The organism is Photobacterium sp. (assembly GCF_033720175.1).
GTDB lineage: Bacteria > Pseudomonadota > Gammaproteobacteria > Enterobacterales > Vibrionaceae > Photobacterium.
Map to the genome: position 1 here is coordinate 52,177 of NZ_JAWWDA010000010.1, position 24,038 is coordinate 76,214.

The 24,038-nt window shown below is 46.1% G+C and carries 21 protein-coding genes; 10 read left to right on the top strand and 11 right to left on the bottom strand.

Annotated elements, in window-relative coordinates:
- Positions 1-23: 23 nt before the first annotated feature.
- From sucA to sdhC, 5 genes are all read right to left on the bottom strand, one after another.
- Entirely contained in the window at positions 24-2,834 is a 2,811-nt protein-coding gene (gene sucA / locus R3289_RS12685) for a 2-oxoglutarate dehydrogenase E1 component (RefSeq protein WP_318925968.1), read from the bottom strand.
- 113 nt (positions 2,835-2,947) lie between these two features.
- Positions 2,948-3,661 carry a succinate dehydrogenase iron-sulfur subunit gene (locus R3289_RS12690; protein ID WP_318925970.1) on the bottom strand — a complete coding sequence of 238 codons (714 nt, stop codon included), beginning with the start codon at positions 3,659-3,661 and terminating at the stop codon, positions 2,948-2,950.
- Between the two features lie 14 nt (positions 3,662-3,675).
- A complete protein-coding gene (gene sdhA, locus R3289_RS12695; RefSeq protein ID WP_318925971.1) occupies positions 3,676-5,442 on the bottom strand; it encodes a succinate dehydrogenase flavoprotein subunit in 1,767 nt (588 codons plus the stop codon).
- Positions 5,443-5,790 carry a succinate dehydrogenase, hydrophobic membrane anchor protein gene (gene sdhD, locus R3289_RS12700; RefSeq protein WP_318925973.1) on the bottom strand — a complete coding sequence of 116 codons (348 nt, stop codon included), beginning with the start codon at positions 5,788-5,790 and terminating at the stop codon, positions 5,443-5,445. It lies immediately after the preceding gene.
- Complete coding sequence (sdhC, locus tag R3289_RS12705) at positions 5,784-6,176, bottom strand: succinate dehydrogenase cytochrome b556 subunit (protein ID WP_318925975.1); 393 nt, start codon at positions 6,174-6,176, stop codon at positions 5,784-5,786. Before sdhC ends, sdhD begins: the two co-directional genes overlap by 7 nt.
- A gap of 398 nt (positions 6,177-6,574) precedes the next feature.
- Between sdhC and R3289_RS12710 the strand changes: the two genes are divergently transcribed.
- Positions 6,575-7,864 (top strand): citrate synthase, encoded by a 1,290-nt coding sequence (locus tag R3289_RS12710; protein ID WP_318925977.1) that lies wholly within the window; start codon positions 6,575-6,577, stop codon positions 7,862-7,864.
- A 53-nt stretch (positions 7,865-7,917) separates the two neighbouring features.
- Here the strand turns inward: R3289_RS12710 and R3289_RS12715 are convergent, their stop codons facing one another.
- Positions 7,918-8,676, bottom strand: coding sequence for a Nif3-like dinuclear metal center hexameric protein (locus R3289_RS12715; protein ID WP_318925978.1), 759 nt, complete (start codon positions 8,674-8,676; stop codon positions 7,918-7,920).
- A 121-nt stretch (positions 8,677-8,797) separates the two neighbouring features.
- Positions 8,798-9,004, bottom strand: a complete 207-nt coding sequence (locus tag R3289_RS12720) for a DUF2517 family protein (RefSeq protein ID WP_318925979.1) — start codon at positions 9,002-9,004, stop codon at positions 8,798-8,800.
- Positions 9,005-9,144: 140 nt separating this feature from the next.
- On the opposite strand from R3289_RS12720, the gene R3289_RS12725 reads away from it, so the two are divergent.
- The gene (locus tag R3289_RS12725; protein WP_318925980.1) at positions 9,145-9,960 is read left to right on the top strand and encodes a DUF1853 family protein; all 816 of its coding nucleotides are present in this window, start codon (positions 9,145-9,147) and stop codon (positions 9,958-9,960) included.
- A 99-nt stretch (positions 9,961-10,059) separates the two neighbouring features.
- Here R3289_RS12725 and pgm read toward each other — a convergent pair whose 3' ends face one another.
- Positions 10,060-11,706, bottom strand: coding sequence for a phosphoglucomutase (alpha-D-glucose-1,6-bisphosphate-dependent) (gene pgm, locus R3289_RS12730; protein WP_318925982.1), 1,647 nt, complete (start codon positions 11,704-11,706; stop codon positions 10,060-10,062).
- 35 nt (positions 11,707-11,741) lie between these two features.
- Positions 11,742-12,278: a replication initiation negative regulator SeqA gene (gene seqA, locus R3289_RS12735; protein ID WP_318926095.1), complete on the bottom strand. Its 537-nt coding sequence runs from the start codon at positions 12,276-12,278 to the stop codon at positions 11,742-11,744.
- A gap of 104 nt (positions 12,279-12,382) precedes the next feature.
- Between seqA and R3289_RS12740 the strand changes: the two genes are divergently transcribed.
- The 4 genes from R3289_RS12740 (at position 12,383) to fur (ending at position 14,985) form a co-directional block, all read left to right on the top strand.
- A complete protein-coding gene (locus R3289_RS12740; RefSeq protein ID WP_318925983.1) occupies positions 12,383-13,147 on the top strand; it encodes an alpha/beta fold hydrolase in 765 nt (254 codons plus the stop codon).
- A 53-nt stretch (positions 13,148-13,200) separates the two neighbouring features.
- Positions 13,201-13,422 carry a DUF2788 domain-containing protein gene (locus tag R3289_RS12745; RefSeq protein WP_318925985.1) on the top strand — a complete coding sequence of 74 codons (222 nt, stop codon included), beginning with the start codon at positions 13,201-13,203 and terminating at the stop codon, positions 13,420-13,422.
- A gap of 217 nt (positions 13,423-13,639) precedes the next feature.
- The gene (gene fldA, locus R3289_RS12750) at positions 13,640-14,167 is read left to right on the top strand and encodes a flavodoxin FldA (protein ID WP_318925986.1); all 528 of its coding nucleotides are present in this window, start codon (positions 13,640-13,642) and stop codon (positions 14,165-14,167) included.
- Positions 14,168-14,538: 371 nt separating this feature from the next.
- Complete coding sequence (gene fur, locus R3289_RS12755) at positions 14,539-14,985, top strand: ferric iron uptake transcriptional regulator (protein WP_318925989.1); 447 nt, start codon at positions 14,539-14,541, stop codon at positions 14,983-14,985.
- Positions 14,986-15,079: 94 nt separating this feature from the next.
- Here the strand turns inward: fur and glnS are convergent, their stop codons facing one another.
- Positions 15,080-16,744, bottom strand: a complete 1,665-nt coding sequence (gene glnS / locus R3289_RS12760) for a glutamine--tRNA ligase (RefSeq protein WP_318925990.1) — start codon at positions 16,742-16,744, stop codon at positions 15,080-15,082.
- 333 nt (positions 16,745-17,077) lie between these two features.
- Positions 17,078-18,637 (bottom strand): N-acetylglucosamine-specific PTS transporter subunit IIBC, encoded by a 1,560-nt coding sequence (gene nagE / locus R3289_RS12765; protein WP_318925991.1) that lies wholly within the window; start codon positions 18,635-18,637, stop codon positions 17,078-17,080.
- Positions 18,638-18,895: 258 nt separating this feature from the next.
- Between nagE and nagB the strand changes: the two genes are divergently transcribed.
- The 4 genes from nagB to R3289_RS12785 all read left to right on the top strand — a co-directional run bounded on the left by nagB (position 18,896) and on the right by R3289_RS12785 (position 23,852).
- On the top strand, positions 18,896-19,696 hold the full coding sequence (nagB, locus tag R3289_RS12770; RefSeq protein ID WP_318925993.1) for a glucosamine-6-phosphate deaminase: 801 nt from the start codon (positions 18,896-18,898) through the stop codon (positions 19,694-19,696).
- Positions 19,697-19,785: 89 nt separating this feature from the next.
- On the top strand, positions 19,786-20,925 hold the full coding sequence (gene nagA / locus R3289_RS12775) for an N-acetylglucosamine-6-phosphate deacetylase (RefSeq protein WP_318925995.1): 1,140 nt from the start codon (positions 19,786-19,788) through the stop codon (positions 20,923-20,925).
- Complete coding sequence (gene nagC / locus R3289_RS12780; protein ID WP_318925996.1) at positions 20,922-22,136, top strand: DNA-binding transcriptional regulator NagC; 1,215 nt, start codon at positions 20,922-20,924, stop codon at positions 22,134-22,136. Before nagA ends, nagC begins: the two co-directional genes overlap by 4 nt.
- 129 nt (positions 22,137-22,265) lie before the next feature.
- Complete coding sequence (locus R3289_RS12785; RefSeq protein ID WP_318925998.1) at positions 22,266-23,852, top strand: cation:proton antiporter family protein; 1,587 nt, start codon at positions 22,266-22,268, stop codon at positions 23,850-23,852.
- The last annotated feature ends 186 nt before the right edge of the window (positions 23,853-24,038 follow it).

The following is a 24,038-nucleotide window of genomic DNA, read 5'->3' on the forward strand; positions in this document are numbered from 1 at the left end:
TTTGTCCTTTTTTCCAGCTCTTATTAGGCGATTGTCAGAGCGTCTTCAATTAACGCTTTCTGTTGTTTCAAGTGAACCGACATGTAACCTACAGCCGGTGATGCAGATGCCGGGCGGCCTGCATAGTTCAGCTCAGCACCTTTCGGCAACGCAGAGCGGAAGTTATGCTGGCTAGAATACCAAGCGCCTTGATTTTGTGGCTCTTCCTGACACCAAATGAAGTCAGTGACATGCTGATAATCGGCTAACGTAGCTTCAACATCATCTTTAGGGAACGGGTATAACTGTTCAATCCGCACAATGGCAACATCTGTCTGTTCGTTTTTGCGACGTTGATCAAGAAGATCGTAATAGACCTTGCCTGAGCAGAAGACAACCCGTTTGACTTGCGTCGGATCGAGAGAATCGATTTCCCCGATAGCAGGCTTAAACGTCCCCTCAGCTAAATCTTCCATTGTTGATACACACAAAGGGTGGCGTAACAACGACTTCGGTGACATCACGATCATCGGGCGACGCATCGGACGAACAACCTGACGGCGCAACATGTGATAAACCTGTGCCGGCGTCGACGGTACGATAACCTGCATATTTTGCTCTGCGCAAAGTTGCAGGTAGCGCTCAAGGCGTGCAGAGGAGTGTTCCGGCCCCTGGCCTTCATAACCGTGTGGCAACAGCATGGTTAAACCACACATACGTCCCCATTTCTGCTCACCAGAACTGATGAACTGATCGATAACGACCTGTGCACCGTTGGCGAAATCACCAAACTGCGCTTCCCAGATAGTCAGGCCGCCGGGCTCTGCCGTCGCATAGCCATATTCGAAGGCCAACACCGCTTCTTCAGATAACACCGAGTCAATAACTTCGAACGGACCTTGCTTATCATGCAGATTTGCCAGAGGTACGTAAGTGCTTGCATCTTCTTGATTATGCAGTACTGCATGACGGTGGAAGAATGTACCCCGGCCAGAATCCTGGCCCGTAATACGAATACGATTACCTTCATCGACCAAGGTGGCATAAGCCAATGTTTCAGCCATCCCCCAATCAACAAGCTTATCGCCCGCAAGCATTGATAAACGATCGTTATACAGTTTCTGTACTCGGCTCTGAAGCTTATGACTTTCAGGGAACTGACAGATACGCTGACCTAACTCGTGAAGCCGCTTACTATCAACTTTGCTTGGCCAATCGACTGTCCAGTCATGTCCGAGGTACGGAGACCAGTCAACAGAGTGTAGCTTCATCGGACGCCACTCTTTCACCACGCATTCACCGCGGTCAAGTGCATCACGGTATTCGTTGATAAGGCCCGTTGCGGTTTCCAGATCCACACTACTGCCATCGCTTAATGCATCAGCGTAAATCTTACGTGGAGTAGGGTGCTTCTTAATCTTCTGGTACATCAATGGCTGAGTGGCATTCGGCTCATCAGCTTCATTGTGGCCATGACGTCGATAACAGACGAGATCGATAACAACGTCACGCTTGAACGTATTACGGAAATCAAACGCAATGCGGGTGACAAAAGCCACCGCTTCCGGGTCATCAGCATTGACGTGGAAAATAGGTGCCTGCACCATCTTCGCGATATCAGTACAATAATCTGTTGAACGCATATCATGCGGGTTTGAAGTAGTAAAGCCAATCTGGTTATTGACAACGATACGTACAGTACCGCCAACACTATAACCACGAGCCTGAGACATGTTAAATGTTTCAGCCACCACGCCCTGCCCTGCAATTGCCGAGTCACCATGAATAGTGATAGGAAGCACTTTCGAGCCATCGGTATCGCCTAAACGATCCTGGCGTGCGCGAACAGAGCCCACTACAACAGGGTTAACAATTTCGAGGTGAGACGGGTTAAACGCTAATGCCAAGTGCACATCACCACCGGGCGTTGCGAAATCAGCAGAGAAACCCTGATGGTATTTCACATCACCCGTCCCCCAGCTTTCGCCATGCTTACCCGCAAACTCATCAAACAAGTCTTGCGGCTTCTTGCCCAGCACGTTGACCAGCATGTTAAGGCGACCACGGTGGGCCATACCAACAACAACTTCACGAATACCCTGGCAACCCGCATGGCGGATCAGCTCTTTCATCATCGGGATCAGTGCATCACCACCTTCCAATGAGAAACGTTTTGCACCAGGGAATTTTGCGCCAAGATAACGCTCAAGACCTTCCGCAGCCGTTAACTCTTCCAGAAAACACTGCTTCTCTTCTTTACTGAATGTGCCCGTACCAACGACGGATTCGAGACGTTGCTGAACCCAACGTTTCTCATCGGTGTTGGTAATATGCATGTACTCTGCACCAATTGAACCACAATAGGTTTTCTTGAGTGCATCGTAGATTTCGGACAGCTTCATTGTTTCTTGGCCGACGGCAAAAGAGCCGACATTGAAGCTTTCGTTAAAATCATCTGCCGTTAGGTTGTGGAATTCAGGTTCTAATTCTAAAACTCGTTCCTGTTGCCACAAGCCCAGGGGATCTAAGTTTGCATGTTGATGCCCGCGGAAGCGGTATGCATTAATGAGCTGCAACACCTTAACCTGCTTGGCATCCACATCTGGATCACTGACGGTAGCGCTTAGATGAGTTGTTTCTTTTGCCAGACGTCGGAAATAATCACGAATACGAGAATGAGGCTGTTCAACCACCGCTTCATTCACTACCGGCAAGTCGCTAAAAACGCCTCGCCATTGTTCATCAACTAATTCCGGGTCGCTAAGATACAACTCGTAGAGGTCTTCTACATAAGTCGCATTGGCGCCAGCTAGGTGTGAAGACTCAAGCCATGCCTTCATAACGCCGTTCTGCATTGTTTTCCCTTAACCACTAGTTATCGCCATTTACTCCGACCTCTTGGCCGGGCTTAAAAGCTGACCTCTGAATGTAAAAATCAGGAGGCCAGCATATCGATAATTCAATTTATTTATACCGCACGTTTTAGCAGCATTGATTTAATATGACCAATCGCTTTTGTCGGATTTAACCCTTTAGGACAAACATTTACACAGTTCATGATGCCATGGCAACGAAAAACACTAAAAGCATCGTCAAGATCCGATAATCGTTCCTCGGTAGCATTATCCCGACTATCAATTAGCCAGCGATAGGCTGCCAACAAGCCTGCGGGTCCGATGAATTTATCAGGGTTCCACCAGAATGACGGACATGATGTCGAACAACATGCACACATTATACATTCATACAGACCATCAAGATGCGCGCGATCTTCCGGGGATTGCAAGTTTTCACGTGCCGGAGGCTGCACACCATCATCAACAAGAAATGGCTTCACCTTCTCATAGTTGATATAGAACTGTTCCATATCAATGATCAGATCACGAACAACAGGTAATCCCGGTAACGGCCGAATAACAATGGTCTTTTCGCCCGTCAGTGCCGAGAGCGGCGTGATACATGCCAGGCCGTTTTTACCGTTCATGTTAAGACCATCAGAACCACACACTCCTTCCCGGCATGAACGACGGAAAGCCAAGCTTGGGTCTTGCTCTTTCAACAGAATAAGTGCGTCCAGTACCATCATGTCAGAGCCATCAGGTACTTCCAGGTTATAGCCCTTCATATGGGGGGCATTATCAACATCTGGATTGTAACGATAAATTGAGAAATTCAGGTTCATCTTTCTTCCCTTCCCTAGTATGTGCGAGCTTTCGGTGGGAATGCTTCGCGATGAATAGGCTCCATATTTACCGCCCGCTTGGACATTTCTTCTGTCTCGGGGTTGTAAATTGAATGGCATAGCCAGTTCTCATCATCACGCTCAGGGAAGTCGAAGCGAGCATGGGCACCACGACTTTCCGTACGGAAATTTGCCGCAACCGCGGTCGCGTATGCCGTTTCCATCAGGTTATCAAGTTCCAAACACTCAATACGCTGAGTGTTAAATTCGGTAGAGGTATCATCCAGGCGTGCTTCTTTCAAACGCTCGCGGATAACTTTGAGTTCCGCTAAACCATTCGCCATGGCTTCACCTTCCCGGAATACCGAGAAGTTGTTCTGCATGCACTGCTGCAAATCTTTACGGATTTGCACTGGATTTTCACCTTTCTGGGTTGAATTCCAGCGGTTAACACGTGCAAGCGATGCTTCGATATCTGACTCTGTTGCTGGACGGGCCTCCGATTGTGCTGCCAGCGTCTCGCCAAGATGAAGACCTGTCGCACGACCAAAGACCACCAGGTCAAGCAGCGAGTTTCCTCCAAGACGGTTGGCCCCGTGAACCGAAACAGAAGCGATTTCACCACAGGCAAACAACCCTTGAACTTCTTCATCAATGCCTGCGCTATTTTGCTTCAGTGCCTGTCCCGAAACCTGAGTTGGCACGCCGCCCATCATATAGTGACAAGTCGGTATGACGGGAATAGGCTCTTTAACCGGGTCAATATGGGCAAATGTACGAGACAGCTCACACACACCAGGCAGACGAGATTCGAGTACGTCTTTACCCAGATGATCAAGCTTCAGTTTAATATGCGGCCCCCAAGGACCATCACAAGCACGCCCCTCGCGGATCTCAACCATCATTGAGCGGGCAACAACATCACGGCCGGCAAGATCTTTTGCATTAGGCGCATAACGTTCCATGAAACGCTCACCGTCTTTATTGAGGAGATACCCCCCTTCACCGCGACAACCTTCCGTCACCAGAACACCGGCACCAGCAATACCCGTAGGATGGAATTGCCACATTTCGATATCCTGCATCGGCACACCGGCACGTAGCGCCATACCGACACCGTCACCGGTATTGATATGGGCATTGGTCGTCGACGCATAGATGCGGCCTGCACCACCTGTCGCCAGAATGGTTGCTTTTGATTTGAAATAACAGATCTCGCCGGTTTCCATACAAAGTGCGGTACAGCCTAGAATGGCCCCATCCTGGTTTTTTACCAGATCCAGCGCGTACCACTCAGAGAAAATCGTCGTTTTGTGTTTGATGTTTTGCTGGTACAGCGTATGAAGAAGTGCATGGCCGGTTCGGTCAGCCGCAGCGGCAGTACGTGCCGCCTGTTCACCGCCGAATGCTTTTGACTGACCGCCAAACGGGCGCTGATAAATGGTACCGTCATCAAAACGAGAGAAAGGAAGGCCCATCTGTTCAAGCTCAATTACAGATTTGGGGCCATTCTGGCACATATACTCAATGGCATTCTGATCACCAATATAATCAGATCCTTTGACCGTGTCATACATGTGCCATTGCCAGTTATCAGGGTGCGAGTTACCTAGCGCAACGGTAATTCCCCCTTGTGCTGACACAGTATGGGAACGGGTAGGAAAGACTTTAGATAACAACGCACATTTAAGGCCTTGTTCAGAAATTTGCAGTGCGGCGCGCATACCTGCACCACCGGCACCGATTACAACGGCATCAAACTCACGAACTGCAATGCTCACTTACACACCCCACAAAATGAAGAAACCTGAAAACAGATAAACAAAAAGGACCACGACAACGCCAAACTGAATGCCCGCACGCAATGTCGCAAGCTTGATGTAGTCAGTCAGCACCTGCCAGAGGCCAATCCAGGCATGGATAAGAATTGACAGCAACGCCAGCATGGTGAAGACCTTGGTACTCAGCTTGCCAAAAAAAGCGGTCCAGGTTTCGTAGCTCAGATCCGAGCCGAAGGCGAAAAATCCAACCATATAGATGGTGTAAAAGGTTAAGATGATTGCCGTCGCGCGGATCAGGATAAAATCGTGAACACCATTACGTCCGACTGTTGATACATTGTTTACCATACGAGGCCTCCGGCGAAGACGGCAAGAACCGCTACAATTGCGAAGCTCACTTTGGTGCTCGCAATGCCGGTATCCATTTCTTCAAAATATCCCATGTCCATTAGTAAATGACGCACACCGACCACAATGTGATAAAACAATGCCGTCAGCACTCCCCACAGAATGAATTTCACGAAAAAACTGTCAACAATGTTGGCAGCACTTGCGAAACCTTCCGGGGTAGAAAGGGAAAGGCCTAATAACCAAAGTAGAATTGCAACAGAAACAAACGTAATAACGCCTGATACACGGTGTAAGATCGACGCAATCGCCGTAATAGGGAAGCGAATCGTCTGTAGGTCGAGGTTGACAGGTCTTGGCTTTTTAACTTTCACGTGTTTGCCCACTCAGCTCCATTGAAGCATATTATTTTTATTAAACTCTCCGGCTCAGTGCTATGCCAACGAACAAGAGTAACAATCCCATAACCTTTGGTTGCAGTTTTGTGCTTTTAATGACAAAAAAAAACCTTCAACCTAAGTGACTAATATTGTTGATAACTTATCCATTAACTTCTGGCATCAGCATAACCAGAGACCTGCCGCGAGTATACGCCCCGTAACAACCAAACACAAATCGTGTTACATGACCTCTAACACGATTTGAGATATTTGTACCATTTACTTCAAAGTTGTTAACAAGCGCATACAAAAAACCACGAAAATTGACAACTGCCGTGGCAAACGGTACAACTAGCATACATCCGTCTTGGATCAGGATTATAAAAATAGCAAAGGAGATTGTTATGGCAGATAAGAAAGCTACTCTTCACATTGAAGGGAAAGCACCTATCGAACTGCCGATTATCGGGGGCTCCCAAGGGCCAGAAGTCATTGATGTGCGTAAACTTGGCGCTCACGGTTACTTTACATTCGACCCTGGTTTTCTAGCCACTGCATCATGTGAATCTCAAATTACTTACATTGATGGTGACAAAGGTATTCTGCTTCACCGCGGTTACCCTATCGACCAATTAGCCAATAACGCTGACTATTTAGAAGTCTGCTACGTACTTTTATACGGCGATGTCCCTACACGCGACGAGTATCAGCAATTCCGAACCACGGTTACCCGTCATACCATGGTCCATGAACAAATTGCCAGCTTCTTCCACGGCTTCCGTCGTGATGCTCACCCTATGGCAGTAATGTGTGGTGTGGTTGGAGCCTTAGCGGCGTTTTACCATGATTCACTAGATATCAATAATGATGAACACCGTGAAATCACGGCATTCCGCCTGTTGTCAAAAATGCCGACACTGGCTTCAATGTGTTACAAGTATTCAATCGGTCAACCATTCATTTTCCCAAGAAACGATCTCGATTACGCTGAGAACTTTCTACACATGATGTTCGCAACCCCATGTGAAGAGTATGAAGTCAGCCCTGTCGTTGCCCGTGCAATGGATAAAATCTTTACTCTGCATGCCGATCATGAACAAAACGCATCTACCTCGACAGTCCGTCTTGCCGGCTCTTCTGGTGCCAACCCATTTGCATGTATTGCGGCGGGCATTGCCTCACTATGGGGTCCAGCGCATGGTGGTGCGAATGAAGCATGCCTGAAAATGCTGGAAGAAATTGGCAGCGTTGATAAGATCCCTGAGTTTGTTGAGCGAGCGAAAGATAAAGATGACCCATTCCGCCTTATGGGCTTCGGTCACCGCGTTTATAAGAACTATGACCCACGCGCCACAGTAATGCGTGAAGCATGTCATGAAGTCTTAGACGAGCTGAATATTCAGGACCCACTCCTTGACATCGCGATGGAACTGGAGCGCATCGCGCTTTCCGATCCGTACTTTATTGACAAAAAACTGTATCCGAATGTGGATTTCTACTCTGGTCTTATCCTGAAAGCGATCGGTATTCCTATTTCGATGTTTACCGTTATTTTTGCGATGTCACGCACCGTTGGCTGGATTGCGCACTGGAGCGAAATGCATGATGACCCAACCAACCGTATTGGCCGACCACGTCAGCTTTATACCGGTAAGCTTCAGCGTGAATTTCAGCCTATTCACGAAAGAGAGTAACTAGAAAAAGCGAGTGACGAGAAACTTGATTCTCGTCACTCGCAACTTAAATGCTAAACCGGATTATCAATATCAATATACCCCACTTCCAACTGATGCTCTCTGGCCAACCACTCCCCTAAGGCTTTTATGCCATAACGTTCGGTAGCATGATGACCGGCACTGAAATAGTGAATACCCATTTCACGCGCGATATGAACGGTTCGCTCTGAAACCTCACCAGATATAAAAGCATCAAGCCCTTTTTGACCAGCCAGCTCAATAAAATCCTGCCCCCCTCCAGTACACCAACCGACAGTTTTAATACTTGCCGGTGCATTATCGCCAATATGTAAGGGTTCGCGATGCAGGGCAATCGCAATGCGAGAAGCAAGATCTTCACCACTCACCGCTTCATCCAGCTGACCGTAAATGGCAACAGAGTGCGGATTGCCCTCTTCTAATCCACCGAGGACTTCAAAATCCAGTAGCTGCCCTAACCGCGCATTGTTACCCAATTCGGGGTGCACATCTAACGGCAGGTGATAGGCATAGAGATTAATGCCATTTTCAATCAGTGCTTTAATACGCTTGAATTTCATCCCTCGGATTTCAGCAGGCTCTCCTTTCCAGAAAAAACCGTGGTGTACCAGAATGGCATCAGCGTTTACTTCAATCGCGCGATCAATCAATGCCTGGCAGGCAGTAACACCGGTAATGACTTTTTTGATTTCTGACTTACCTTCAATCTGCAAGCCATTCGGGCAGTAATCTTTGATCAGGTGCGGACTTAGCAGCGCATTTAATGCTGTTTCCAATTTCAGGTTATTCATTATTGATCCTTTTTTCCAGTCACCAATATTTTATATCAAATCGACCACCAGCTTATACCAAATAGCAAAAAAGCTGCACCGCTGCAGCCTTTTCAATATGTTAGAACATGTGATTCTCACATTAGAAAAGCTCTTTGGCACCGTGTTCAGTCTGTTTTAACCAGACCGGTTTTGTGCTTGTTTTCAACCAGACACGGTGGAGATAACTGTAAAATCGTGAGCGTAGTGAGATCGGCAAGAAGACAACAACCGGAAATGACAGAACTCCGGCAGACACAACGAAAGTACGGCGTAAGATGATGCTGTAAAGTGGAAATCGAGTGTACATTTTGCCCCCTGAAACTGGTCTAACCTGTTATTACTTTAATCCATTTACTGTAATAACACTATGACATACAGTTTAATTATCGACCATGTTGGGCTATTAATAAGATATATTCGAGCAAAAAGAAGACACTGAGAATAAAGATGTCGTTTATTTACAATGACGCAACAAACCACCAGCAATATGAAAACAACATCAAGGCAGTTTTGCATTGCCCGCCTCTTACTCTCAATACACCTTACCAGGTCGATGAGGCATGGTTTGCCCATTTTAGAGAAAATGCGTTGATACCTGAAGTCACCCCCTATCAAGGAAACAGGCGTCTCGGCTTTTATTACCAATGGTTATGGCAGCAAATCATTGAAGCCCATCCTCACTATCAGTTAGTTGCCGAAGAAATCCAACTCCATTGGCACCATAAAACGTTAGGGGCTATCGACTTTTTTGTTTTGAATCAGCAAACCAACCAACTTGAGCATTGGGAAGTTGCGATTAAATTTTATCTCGCTTATCAGAAACAATGGCTGGGGCCGAATGCGGCCGATCGACTTGATAAAAAGATAGCCCGGATGGTTGAGCATCAGCTGATGCTGTGTGAGCATCCTGCTTATAAGGAGCAATTACAAGGTGTGTACGGTCAACCAAAAGTAAAACGACTGATCATGCAAGGCCGCTTGTTTTGCTCCCAGAATGATCGCGAACAGGGTTCTGAAATAGCGATTAACCCCAACGTATTAACGGGCCGGTGGTGTTTTCGTTCTCACTTAAATGAGATCCTGACCGGAAAAATGCCATTAAAGATATTGGATAAGCCACAATGGTTAGCACCGCCCCGCTATGATCAGCTGTCAAAACTGCTGGATATTAATAAGCTGACCACTCCGACTCAGGCAGTATCGGCTGATAATCAGGTATGGTTTGTGGTACCCGATCACTGGCCACAGAATGAAAGTATATAAAAATCTCCATCCATAAAAAAACGCCCTCAATGGTTTAAATGAGGGCGTTTTCTCTATTTTTAGCTAATAACTGTGCGTAATTAATAGGCTAACAATGGATTACAAGCCAGCATCAGCGAAGACTTTACTGACAATTTCTTGTGCTTCTTTTTCAATAAGGCTCAAGTGGTCCTTACCTTTAAAGCTTTCACAATAAATCTTGTAAATATCTTCCGTTCCTGACGGACGAGCAGCAAACCAGCCGTTATCAGTCGTGACTTTCAGACCACCAATCGCCGCACCGTTGCCTGGCGCATGCGTCAGGCGTGCAGTAATCGCATCACCCGCTAACGTTTCAGCGGCAACCATCTCAGGAGACAACTTACTCAGGATCGCTTTCTGCTCACCATTAGCCACCGCTTGTAGACGGTTATACTCAGAGGCACCATGCTTAGCAGCAAGTTCGTCGTAGTATTGTTGCGGGTTCTTACCTGTTACTGCCGTAATTTCTGCCGCAAGCAGACACAGCAGAATACCGTCTTTGTCTGTTGACCATGGCGTACCATTCATACGCAGGAACGAGGCGCCGGCACTTTCTTCACCACCAAAGCCAAGCTTGCCAGAGTACAATCCCTCAACGAACCATTTGAAGCCAACGGGCACTTCGCACAAATCGCGGCCAAGATCAGCCACAACACGGTCGATCAGTGCACTTGAAACTAATGTTTTACCAACCGCAACATTTTGGCTCCACTCCGGACGGTGGCGGTACAGGTAATCAATAGAAACGGCTAAGAAATGGTTAGGGTTCATCAAGCCTGCAGGGGTTACAATACCGTGGCGATCATAATCAGGGTCGTTACCAAACGCTAAGTCGTAATTGTCCTTGTGTGCGAGAAGCCCAGCCATTGCATAGGGTGAAGAACAATCCATACGTACCACACCATCTTTGTCGAGAGACATAAAACGGAATGAAGGGTCGATAGATTCATCAACCAATGTCAGATCAAGACCATAATGGGCCGCAATTTGACGCCAGTATTCGATACCGGAACCGCCAAGCGGATCAACACCAATTTTCAGATTCGCTTTTTGGATCGCTGCCATGTCGATAACATTGACCAGGTCGTCAACATAAGGTGCAACAAGCTCTTTCTCAACAACCAAATCGCTGGCAAAAGCAGCTTGGATAGAGACACGCTTAACATCCACCAGGCCATTGGCTATGATTTCATTGGCGCGTTTTTCAATGGCAGAAGTCAACTCACCTTCCGCGGGGCCACCATGCACAGGATTGTATTTAATACCACCATCTTGAGGCGGGTTGTGAGACGGTGTGATCACAATGCCATCTGCTTTATCAGCATTTGCCTCGTTGTGGCAAAGAATCGCGTGGGAAACACCTGGGGTTGGGGTATAGCCTCTACCTTCCTGGATCACAACCCTGACATTGTTAGCAACCAGTACTTCTAAGGTTGAAGTAAATGCAGGCTCTGATAATGCGTGGGTATCTTTACCTAAGAAAAGTGGACCTGTTACACCATTTTCAGCACGCACTTCAGCAACCGCCTGCGCAATCGCCCAGATATGATGCTGGTTAAACGTGCCTTTATCAGCCGTTCCACGATGACCAGAAGTACCAAAGGCAACTTGCTGCTGTGGATTTGAAGCACTCGGCTCAATGAGAAAATAGTTTGCAACTAATGCAGGGATATTATGCATATCTTCTTGCTGAGCGCGTTGGCCAGCACGAGGATGGATCGCCATTAACTTATCCTTGTAAACGAAAGGCATATTGCCTGTTATATTTCACCGCACACTTTTTCGATAATCTCAGCATTAAAGCTCATTTTGGCCATAAACTGATCAACCATCTGCCGTTTGCGATCTGTATTGGTATTCGTGATCACCCAGAAAGGAGTTTCTGGAATAACTTTCGGCTTGGTCGTTTTACCACTCGCAAGTAAAGTTTCTTCGTTATCAGCAAAGTAAACGCGGGTACGACCCTTAATCGAAGCAGCTTCAATAAAGCCTTCCGGATCGATGCGATAAAGTGAAGACAAGATCAGCATAAAACGGCCTATCGCTTTCTCTTGTGCCGCAAATTCATCAGAAATAAGCAAAGATCGCATTTCTTTCACGCGATCTATTCTTGGCTCATTACCCGCATCTTTGCTTACCACGATACCTTTAGGACGCACAGGCAGCACAACCTCACGTTGTTGCTCATCAGTCATCAATAGTAAACGACGCAAAATATCGGATGCGCTTTCGCCGATATGCTGGGTTTGACTGGCGATATAACGATATAGCTCTTCGTCTACTTCAATAGTCTTCATCGTAGTGTTCATTATCGTTCCGTTTAAAAATCACGGTGAGATTATAACGTGAACCGGGGTTATACTCTACGGTAAATACCATACCTAATAAGAGAAAATAGTCAGTGAATCTTCATTATCGTGTTGAAGGCCAGGGTGATGCGGTCATTTTGATCCATGGTTTGTTTGGCAGTTCAGACAATCTGGGGCTGCTCGCCAGAGCCTTGAAAGATAATTACAAAGTGATCAGCATCGATCTTCGTAATCATGGCCAATCCCCTCACACTGAAACTTTCACCTATCACGAAATGGCTGGTGACATCTTAACCGTCGTTGAACAGTTAGATATAGAGCGATTCTCAGTGATAGGGCATTCAATGGGCGGCAAGGTTGCGATGGCGCTGACGGAATTAGCTGCAGCGCGGATGAATCACCTTATCGTACTTGATATCGCGCCGGTTCATTATCTGGTACATCGCCATCAAAATGTCTTTGCCGGTCTGCGTGAGGTGGCAAATCATACCGTGAGTAGCCGCAGTGAAGCTGAGACTTACCTGGCCCAGCATATTATCGAACCGGGTGTTCGGCAGTTTTTGCTGAAGTCATTTGCTAAAAGCGAAAACGGTTACCGCTGGCGTTTTAATGTTGAAGGATTAATTGCCAATTACGACACCATTATGGGTTGGAATGAACTGCCACCGTTTGACGGCAAGACTTTATTCATCAAAGGTCAAGGATCTGAATACATTTTACCGGAACACCGCGAAGCGATTTCAAAACAATTTCCACAGGCAAAAGCCCATATGGTGGCAAATACCGGCCACTGGCTGCATGCCGAAAAACCAGAAACCGTGAATCGGATCATTCTCACCTTTTTACAGCGCCTTTAACGTTACAGTCATGTTATAGTCTGCACTTAGTTAAAATATTGTCAGGGATAAGTATGCTATATGAATACATGGATTTGCTTGAGTCTATCGGGCTAGATTTATTATTTGCAGCAATCTTCTTCTTTATCGGCATGGCTATAAAAGACGTCTTGAAACAAGGCAACGTTCCACCATTTGGCCGTAAGATCGTTTGGCTGGTGCTATTCTTAGGCTGTGCAGGCTTTATTACCAAGGGGCTCATTCAGCTTTTCTGGGAAGGTACCGGCCTAAGTTAAATCTTGATAAGCAGATAATTACGAGCAGCAATGATTGTCTTGGTCAATCTCGGACCAACCCTATCTGATTGACGTAATCGCTTGTTTCAATGCTCAATCGCGATGTCCTCAACAATTTAACTCGTTAACAGACGGCTGATGCAACGCTGGGTTGTTCACTTAATTAGCGAGATCGGTATAATAACGGCCAATAATTAATATACGGGTAATCTCTACTATGGCGAGTGTAGGAATCTTCTTTGGTAGCGACACAGGTAATACCGAAGCTGTCGCGAAAATGATTCAGAAACAACTAGGTAAAAACCTGGTTGAAGTAAAAGATATCGCGAAAAGCAGCAAAGAAGATATCGATAATTTTGATCTACTGCTTCTGGGTATCCCAACATGGTACTACGGCGAAGCACAATGTGATTGGGATGACTTCTTCCCTGAGCTTGAAGGTATTGACTTCTCAACCAAACTTGTCGCTATTTTTGGTTGTGGTGATCAGGAAGATTACGCAGAGTACTTCTGCGATGCCATGGGGACTGTTCGTGATATCGTTGAAGCGCGCGGCGCAACGATTGTTGGCCACTTCCCAACGGATGGCTTTGAGTTTGAAGCGTCTAAAGCTTTGGTTGACGACAACACCTTTGTCGGCCTATGTATTGACGAAGATCGCCAGCCAGAACTCACTGAAGAACGCGTTGAAAAATGGGTTAAGCAAATTTACGAAGAAATGTGCCTTGCTGAATTAGCTGACTAATTCGTAGCCGTTTATACCCAAACCTCTTCGAAAAATAATGAAACGCGCCAAACAGGCGCGTTTTTCTACTGCTCAATCAGATATTTTCCTCATCCTAAAAACCTGCCTCTTCATTTGCAGTTTCGTCCTTCCAGCGATAGCGTACTTTTTCGTTATACCGTATCCGTTTAACTTATTAGATTACTAATCTGCGTATATCGATGACATGCAAATACAAATACCCAACATTTTCATAAACTAAAGAAAAGTTACATATCTCATAGATTCATTTCTTATTAAGGTTTATTGTTACCCTGTGGTCACTTATAATGAGCAGATATGCGAAAGACTATCTCAGCTTTTTTTTTGCGGATAGCCAACAGGAAACTCGAATGTCAGATAATAATCAAGCGCTTAAGCAAGCAGGCTTAAAAGTTACACTTCCACGCCTTAAGATCCTAGAAGTGCTGCAAAAACCTGACTGCCAACACATTAGTGCTGAAGATTTGTATAAGAAACTGATCGATATTGGTGAAGAAATTGGTTTGGCGACGGTTTACCGCGTACTAAACCAATTTGATGATGCCGGCATTGTAACGCGCCACCACTTCGAAGGCGGTAAATCCGTTTTCGAACTCGCGACTCAACATCATCACGACCATCTGGTTTGTCTCGATTGTGGCAAAGTTATCGAGTTTTCTGATGAAATCATCGAACAACGCCAAAAAGAGATCGCGTCAAATTTCAATGTACGTCTGACTAACCATAGCCTATATCTGTATGGTCACTGTATGGAAGGTGATTGTAATGAAGATCCAAGCCTGCATCGGGTCAAATAAGATCTTCTGCAAGCAGGGCCTCATAACCAGCCCCGACTGCCCATAAAAAAACCAGCCACGTGGCTGGTTTTTTATTTGGTCATTTTAACTCGCTTTAGTCGCCGATCTTAGCCCAAGTATCGCGCAAACCTACGGTACGGTTAAAGACAAGATTCTCTGCAGAAGAGTCTTTGTTATCCGCACAGAAGTAGCCCATGCGTTCAAACTGGAACGCTTTTTCTGCTTCTGCATTCATCAGGTTTGGTTCAACAAACCCTTGCTTCACGGTGAGTGACTCAGGGTTGATAACCGAGACAAAGTCATCTTCTGCCGCAGGATTCGGTACTGTAAACAGGCGATCATATAAACGAATTTCTGCTGGAACACCGGCCTCAGCAGACACCCAGTGAATCACACCTTTCACTTTACGGCCGTCAGTAGGGTTTTGGCCCAATGTTTCACTGTCGTACGTACAGAAAATGGTCGTAATATGACCTTCCGCATCTTTTTCGATACGCTCAGCTTTAATGACATAAGCGCCGCGCAAACGCACTTCTTTACCTAGTACCAGACGCTTGTACTTCTTGTTCGCTTCTTCGCGAAAGTCCTCACGTTCGATCCAAACTTCACGGGTGAAAGGAACTTCACGCGTACCCATTTCTGGCTTGTTTGGATGATTGCTTACGGTCAATGTTTCAGCACCGCCGGTAAAGTTTTCAATCACCACCTTCACAGGATCAAGCACAGCCATTGCACGAGGTGCATTTTCGTTCAGATCGTCACGAATACAAGATTCTAATGAACTCATTTCAATGGTATTTTCTTGCTTCGTTACCCCGATTCGCTTACAGAATTCGCGAATTGAAGCAGAAGTGAAACCACGACGGCGCAGGCCAGAAATCGTAGGCATACGCGGATCATCCCAACCTGAAACCAGTTTATCCGTCACCAGCTGGTTCAGTTTGCGTTTTGACATTACCGTGTATTCAAGGTTCAGGCGGCTGAACTCGTACTGATGCGGGTGGCAGTCGATAGTGACATTGTCCAGTACCCAATCGTACAGACGGCGGTTATCCATAAACTCTAGCGTACAGATAGAGTGCGTAATACCTTCCAGCGCATCTGAAATACAGTGCGTGAAGTCATACATAGGATAGATACACCACTTATCACCGGTCTGGTGATGATCGGCAAAACGCACACGGTAGATAACCGGATCGCGCATAACCATAAACGGTGATGCCATATCAATTTTCGCACGAAGACACATTTTACCTTCTTCGATTTCGCCGTTCTTCATCTTTTCGAACTGCTGAAGGTTTTCTTCTACGCTACGATCGCGGTATGGACTATTTTTACCGGGCTCGGTCAGGTTGCCGCGGTACTCACGCATTTGCTCGGGACTTAGCTCATCAACATACGCTAAGCCTTTATTAATTAATTCAATAGCAAACCCGTATAGCTTATCGAAATAGTTTGATGAGTAACAAATCTCACCGCTCCACTCAAAGCCCAACCAGTTAACATCGTTCTTAATAGACTCAACGTATTCGATGTCTTCTTTCTCAGGGTTCGTATCATCAAAGCGAAGATTACATTGTCCCTGATAGTCCTGAGCAATACCGAAGTTCAAACAAATTGATTTAGCATGACCGATATGCAGGTAGCCATTCGGCTCCGGCGGGAATCGGGTATGTACGCTTGTATGTTTGCCACTTGCTAAATCCGCATCAATAATTTGGCGGATAAAGTTAGTTGGACGAGCTTCAGAATCACTCATCAATTAGACCTCGTGTGCTTACAGGATTTTAGAACTCACTATGATCCATAAATATGGGTCACTACTCAACAAATAGTATGCATTGTTTATCGATATGTATAAAAAAACCCCGCAAAAGCAGGGTTAAGTACATCGGATTGTTTTATGGTCCCCAATTTAGGTGCCAAGCAACGACATTTCACTCAGGAATCCACCTCAAGGATGGTATACCCCAACCACCTCAGTAGCTTCTTGATAAGCTCGCAGGGGTAAGCCTATTAAGAAACCGGCTCCCGATCGGGAGCCAGTTGTTACATAGTGACTATCTTTTAAATTACTTTAATAGCGAAGTAATTAAGGCAATTTCACCGAAGACAGATCTTCTGATGCCGGGATTTTTTTCATTTCGCCGGCAACAATTTCGGCTAGAGGGCCAAGGATAACCTGCAGGTTATTTGAACCCAGCTTAACCACACCCATTGCACCTAACGCTTTCAACGTCTTCTCATTAGCCAGGCTGCTATCTTTCAGTGTAAGGCGCAGACGCGTGATACACGCATCGATGTTATCCAGGTTGCCATGGCCGCCAAGCGCTTTCAGGTATTGCTTAGCCAGTTCGCCAGTTTCTTTTGAACCGGTAATACCACTTTCTTCAACCTCGTCATCTTCACGACCTGGTGACTTCAGGTTGAAGGCACGAATTGCTAAGCTGAAAGTAGCGAAGTACAGGATAAAGAAAGCAAAACCGATGAACAGAAGCGTTACCGGTTTAGTTGCTAGACCCCAGTTCAATACGAAGTCAATTAGACCCGCAGAGAAAGTAAAGCCGTGAAGCGTACCAAACATGTTAGCAACAACTAGCGCGAGACCAGTGAATACCGCATGCATTGCATACAGTGCAGGTGCCAGGAATACGAACATGAATTCTAGCGGCTCAGTGATACCAGTCAGGAAAGAACAGAATGCTACTGAACCTAGGGCACCCATAACTTGACTACGCTTGTGCTTAGGAGCAGCAAGGATCATAGCAAGAGCAGCACCTGGCAGACCAAACATCATTATAGGAAAGAAGCCGTTCATGAATGTACCAGCAGACTTGTCACCACCGAAGAAGCTGTGCAGGTCACCCGTTTTGATTGTTTCAGTCACTTCTTTAACTACTGCTGTTATTTCTGGAGTTACAGCGTTTTTAAATTCAAATAGGTGAGACTGACCTACAACCAGCTCTTTAGCAAGTGAAGGATCAACACATAGCTGAGTAATACCGTTTAGAACTGCTACCGGTTCAACATTGATCACCTGACAAGAGCCCATACCAAACCAGAAGTAAGAGTTAAGTACATGGTGAAGACCAACAGGAATTAGACCACGGTTTAGTACACCGTATACGAACTGACCGATTGCACCAGAACTTGAAACGGCGTGTGCCAGTGCATCAAGTCCTGCTTGAATATGCGGCCATACTTCACCGGAAATAGCACCAAGTACTAATGCGAACAGACCAGACATAATCGGTACAAGACGTTTACCAGCAAAGAACGCTAGCCATGAAGGAAGGCTTGTCTCGTAAAAACGGTTATAAGAATGGCCAGCAACGATACCTGCGATAATACCGCCGAAGAACGACATATTAATTGATGGGTCGATTGTTTTAGCTGTAGCGTCAAGTACAAAATAAGCAACAGCACCCGCAAGGCCTGCAGCACCAGAGCCATCTTTAGAAAGACCGATCGCGATACCCAGACCAAATAGTAAAGGTAACTGACCGAAGATTGCGCCGCCAGCTTGAGCCATAAATGGAATATCAAGCACATCCGGTTGTCCTAACCGCAGTAACAGACCAGCAACTGGCAGTACTGCAATTGGAAGCATTAAAGCCTTCCCTAGTTTTTGCATGTATCCAAGAATATTCACCGTTAGTTCCCCCTAATTGGTTTCTTAGATTTGATTATCAGATAACTTACTTTAGCTATTTGATAAAGTCCTCATCAGTGTAAGAAGTTTATTTCGCACCGCAAATTAAAACGTTGCCAATTGTGATCTCAGTCACCTCGCAGAGTAAGATCTAGGCGATTTTGCTAGCCCGATCATAAAACTTATTTTATGATTCAAAACAAAGGCGCTATACCGCTATAATTATTTTGTTTTATCTATCTTGAATGAGGTGTCACTGTGAGACTAATTCCACTGAATAACGCGAAAGATGTCGGCTTGTGGTCTGCCCGCTATATTGCTGATTCTATTAATAAATTTGGGCCAACAGCAGAGCGTCCTTTTGTTCTTGGTTTACCTACTGGTGGTACCCCTCTAACTACATATAAGCGCCTTATTGAGCTTTATGTGGCGGGTGAAGTAAGTTTCAAGCATGTCGTGACTTTTAATATGGACGAATATATTGGCATTCCTGCTGATCATCCTGAGTCCTATCGCAGCTTCATGCACAATAATTTCTTTAACCATATCGACATTCAAGAAGAAAACATCAACCTTCTTGACGGCAACGCTGAAAATCACCAAATTGAGTGTCAGCGTTATGAAGATAAAATTAAATCTTACGGCAGAATTAACCTGTTCATGGGCGGTGTCGGCAACGATGGTCATATCGCATTTAATGAGCCGGCATCTTCATTAGCCTCTCGTACTCGTATCAAAACACTGACCCAAGATACCCGTATCGCGAATTCTCGCTTCTTTGATGGTGACATCAATCAAGTTCCGAAATACGCCCTTACTATTGGTGTCGGTACCCTGCTTGATTCTGCTGAAATCATGATTTTAGTGACTGGGCATAACAAGGCGCAAGCTCTTCAAGCTGCTGTTGAAGGCTCAGTAAACCACCTATGGACGGTATCGGCACTGCAACTGCATCCCAAGTCACTGGTTGTCTGTGATGAACCAGCGACCCAGGAACTGAAAGTGAAAACGGTTAAATACTTCCAGGAACTGGAAGCAAAAAATATTAATAATCTATAACTATAAATGATCACCTTCACTATCGCTACTGGACAGGATAGCAAGAAGGTGAATCGTTACAATAACCTTTAACATAAAAGGAAATGTTCATGTACGCGCTTACCAATTGCCGTATTTTTACCGGTAGCGATGTGCTGGATAACCACGCCGTCATGATCGACGGCGTGAACATTCACGCTGTTTTCCCGGTAGCTGATCTGCCCAAAAATATCAAATCTGTTGATCTTAAAGGGGCTAACCTGACCCCTGGTTTCATCGACCTGCAGCTAAATGGTTGTGGCGGTGTGATGCTAAATGACAAAATCAATGCCGACACTATTCATACCATGCACCGTGCCAATCTGAAATCTGGTTGCACGAGCTTTCTGCCGACTCTGATCACCTCGTCTGATGAAGATATGAAAACGGTCATCGCCGCAGCTCGCGAATATCACAGCCGGTATCAGAACCATTCACTGGGTTTACACCTTGAAGGCCCTTACCTGAATGTGATGAAGAAAGGTATTCACAGCGTTGACCACATCCGTCGTTCTGATGATGCAATGATCCAAACCATCTGTGAAAACGCAGACATCGTGACCAAAGTAACTCTTGCCCCAGAACAAAACGCTCAAGAACATATTGAACAGCTGGTTGAAGCCGGTATTGTTGTTTCAGCAGGCCACACCAATGCATCTTATAAAGAAGCTCGTAAGGGTTTTGCTGCAGGTATCAGCTTTGCGACTCACCTGTTCAATGCCATGACACCCATCGCCGGGCGTGAACCGGGGATGGTTGGCGCAATCTATGACACGCCAGATGTCTATGCCGGCATTATTGCCGATGGTTTCCACGTTGATTATGCCAATATTCGCATGGCACATCGCATGAAAGGCGAAAAACTTGTTTTAGTGACTGATGCAACTGCACCTGCAGGAGCAGACATGGATCACTTTATTTTTGTCGGTAAGAAAGTATATTATCGGGATGGCAAGTGTGTGGACGAAAATGGCACACTTGGTGGCTCGGCGCTTACCATGATTGAAGCGGTTCAAAACAGTGTCGAGCATGCAGGTATCGCCCTGGACGAAGCGATTCGTATGGCAACTCTTTATCCGGCACGCGCAATTAGTGTTGAGAAAAAACTGGGGGCCATCAAAAAAGGCATGGTTGCAAACCTTGCTATTTTTGATCGTGACTATAACGTTCAGGCGACTGTTGTTAACGGTGAATACGAGCAGAACATATGACAGGCGGACAAATTGGTAATGTAGATCTAGTTAAACAGCTTAACAGTGCTGCTGTTTACAGACTAATAGACTTGCAAGGCCCTATTTCACGAATTCAGGTTGCAGACGTGAGTCATCTTGCTCCGGCAAGTGTTACTAAAATCACCCGCCAATTGCTTGAGCGCGGGCTAATAAAAGAAGTCGCGCAGCAAGCATCTACCGGTGGTAGACGTGCCATATCGCTGACAACCGAGTCAGCACCTTTTCATTCCATTGCGATCCGTCTCGGACGTAATTACATCGAAATAACCCTCTATGATCTGAGCGGAAAATATGTTGCAGGCGCAGCAGATCCGTTCACCTACTCCACCCAGCAAGAGCTGACCGAGGGTTTACTTGGTCACATTCGTAAATTTATCTCAGATAACCAGAGTGTCATGAGAGAGCTGGTCGCATTTGGTATTACCCTGCCAGGTCTGATTGATCCTGAGAAAGGGATTGTCGAGTACATGCCCAATATCGAGGTTGATCATTTTCCGCTGGCGGAAATTATCCGAGACAAATTTGGCGTATCTTGTTTTCTTGGCAACGATATCCGTGGCCTGGCGCTGGCCGAGCACTATTTTGGCTCCAGCCGGGATTGCGAAGACTCGATTTTAATCAGTATGCATCATGGTACCGGTGCCGGCATTATTGTTAATGGCCAGGTATTCCTGGGCTATAACCGTAATGTCGGTGAAATTGGTCACATCCAGATTGATCCTCTAGGTGATAAATGCCAATGCGGCAACTTCGGCTGTTTGGAAACCGTCGCCGCCGATCCAGCCGTTATTAAGCACGTACAGACGTTACTTAATCAAGGCTACCCGAGCAGCTTACAGGAATTGGAAGATCTCACGATGCCCGTGATCTGCGAAGCCGCAAACAAAGGTGACGAACTGGCCACTCAGGCATTAATAAAAGTGGGCAACCAGTTAGGTAAAGCGCTGGCTATGACCATCAACTTATTTAATCCACAAAAAATTGTTGTGGCGGGCAATATTACCCTGGCACAAGACATTGTTTTCCCAGCAATTCGACGGTGTGTCGAAACCCAGTCTCTTTCCACGTTCCACAAAGATCTACCGATTGTCGCATCGGAACTTTATGGTCAGCCAACCATTGGCGCTTTTTCGATGATTAAACGTGCGATGTTAAACGGCGTATTACTGCAGCGTATGCTTGAAGACTAATTCAGGGCCATAAGTTGTCTTGTAGCAGCCTAATTTATAACACTTTATCGGGGGATGGGTCAGACAGACACATCCCCCTTGTGCTATATTGAGCGCCCGTTTCACTCACTAAGGATTGTCACTTCAGCTATGGAACTCGTCTTCATCATTGCCGCTTTTCTGGCTGGTTTCATCGCACTGCGATGTAAACTTCCCCCTTTAGTCGGTTTTCTGGTTGCTGGTTTTGCCCTCAATAGTGCTGGCTTTCATTCGACCGAAACCCTCACGACATTGGCAGATCTGGGTGTCACCCTTCTACTGTTTACCATCGGTCTGAAATTAGACGTTAAGACCTTGTTAGCTAAAGAAATATGGGGCGGGGCGACGATTCACAACCTACTCTCAACCGCCCTGTTTACCTTGTCATTGCTCGGTTTAAAACAACTTGGCCTTGGTATGCTCACCGATCTCGACATCGCGCAACTTGTCCTGCTCGGCTTTGCCTTGTCTTTTTCCAGTACGGTCTTTGCCATTAAAGCCCTGCAAGAGAAGGGGGAACTTAACGCCACCTACGGTACCTTAGCTATTGGTATTCTGGTCATGCAGGATATCTTTGCCGTTGTCTTCCTGACAGTCTCAATGGGGAAAATACCGGATATCACCGCATTAGGCCTGTTTGCCCTGCCCCTACTGCGGCCATTATTGTTCAGGATCCTTGACAAGGCGGGACACGGTGAAATGCTGGTTCTGTATGCCATCTTCCTGGCTTTGGTTGCCGGGGCTGGCTTATTTGAACTGGTCGGTATCAAGGCTGATCTTGGCGCCCTCATTCTCGGCATGCTACTGGCCGCACACCCTAAAGCCTCAGAGATGTCCAAGACTCTCTTTAATCTTAAAGAGCTGTTGCTGGTCTGCTTCTTCCTCAACATTGGTTTAGCAGAAGAACCGACGCTTGATGGCTTCCTAATGGCGGTTGTGCTGCTTTTGCTGCTTCCGATCAAAGGGCTCCTTTATTATCTTATTTTCAGCCTGAGCCGTTATCGCGTCCGCACCTCATTACTTGGCACACTCACCCTGTTTAACTACAGTGAGTTCGGTCTTATTGTCGGTGGAATGGCCTATAAACTAGGCTGGCTGCCCGGCAGTCTGTTGGTTGCAATTGCCATATCGGTTTCACTCTCCTTTTTAATTTCCGCACCACTCAACAGCATGGGCCACAAACTCTATACAGAAGCCGCAAAATGGCTAAAAGAATATGAACCGGCAAAACTGAATGCCAGTGATAAGTTGATCGACCTGGGTGATGCCAATATTTTAATTTTAGGGATGGGGCGAATCGGCAGCGGAGCCTATGACGAACTGGTCCTGCGTTATGGGAAACAGGTGATTGGTATCGATACTCGCGAAGACTCTGTTGAAGGCCACCGGACTGAAGGTCGTAACGTGATCCATGGTGATGCAACCGACCCTGATTTCTGGGCTAGAGTGATGGCTAATCATCGTGTCAAATTGGTTTTACTTGCCATGCCACACAGCCAGGCCAACACCTTTGCCCTGGAGCAAATTCACCTGCGCGACTATAAGGGTAAAATAGCAGCCATCGCCAAATACGATGATGATGAAGAGCTGCTCTATGAGCTGGGGGTTGATGCGGCTTTTAATATCTATAATGAAGCCGGAAGCGGTTTTGCACGCCATGTTTGTAAAATCTTAACACCTGATATCAAGCAAATTTAATTCCTGTATTCAATAGCTCGTATATCTGGCTCAACAAACGGCAGCCAAGGCTGCCGTTTGTTTTTACGGTCAAAAAACGCCAACAAATAGACCGCATTCGGAAAAATAAAGGATAAACGAATACTATTCACCAACTAGTCTTTTCTTTAATTGATTGAGGGTTTTTTATTGCATTTAGTTACCGAA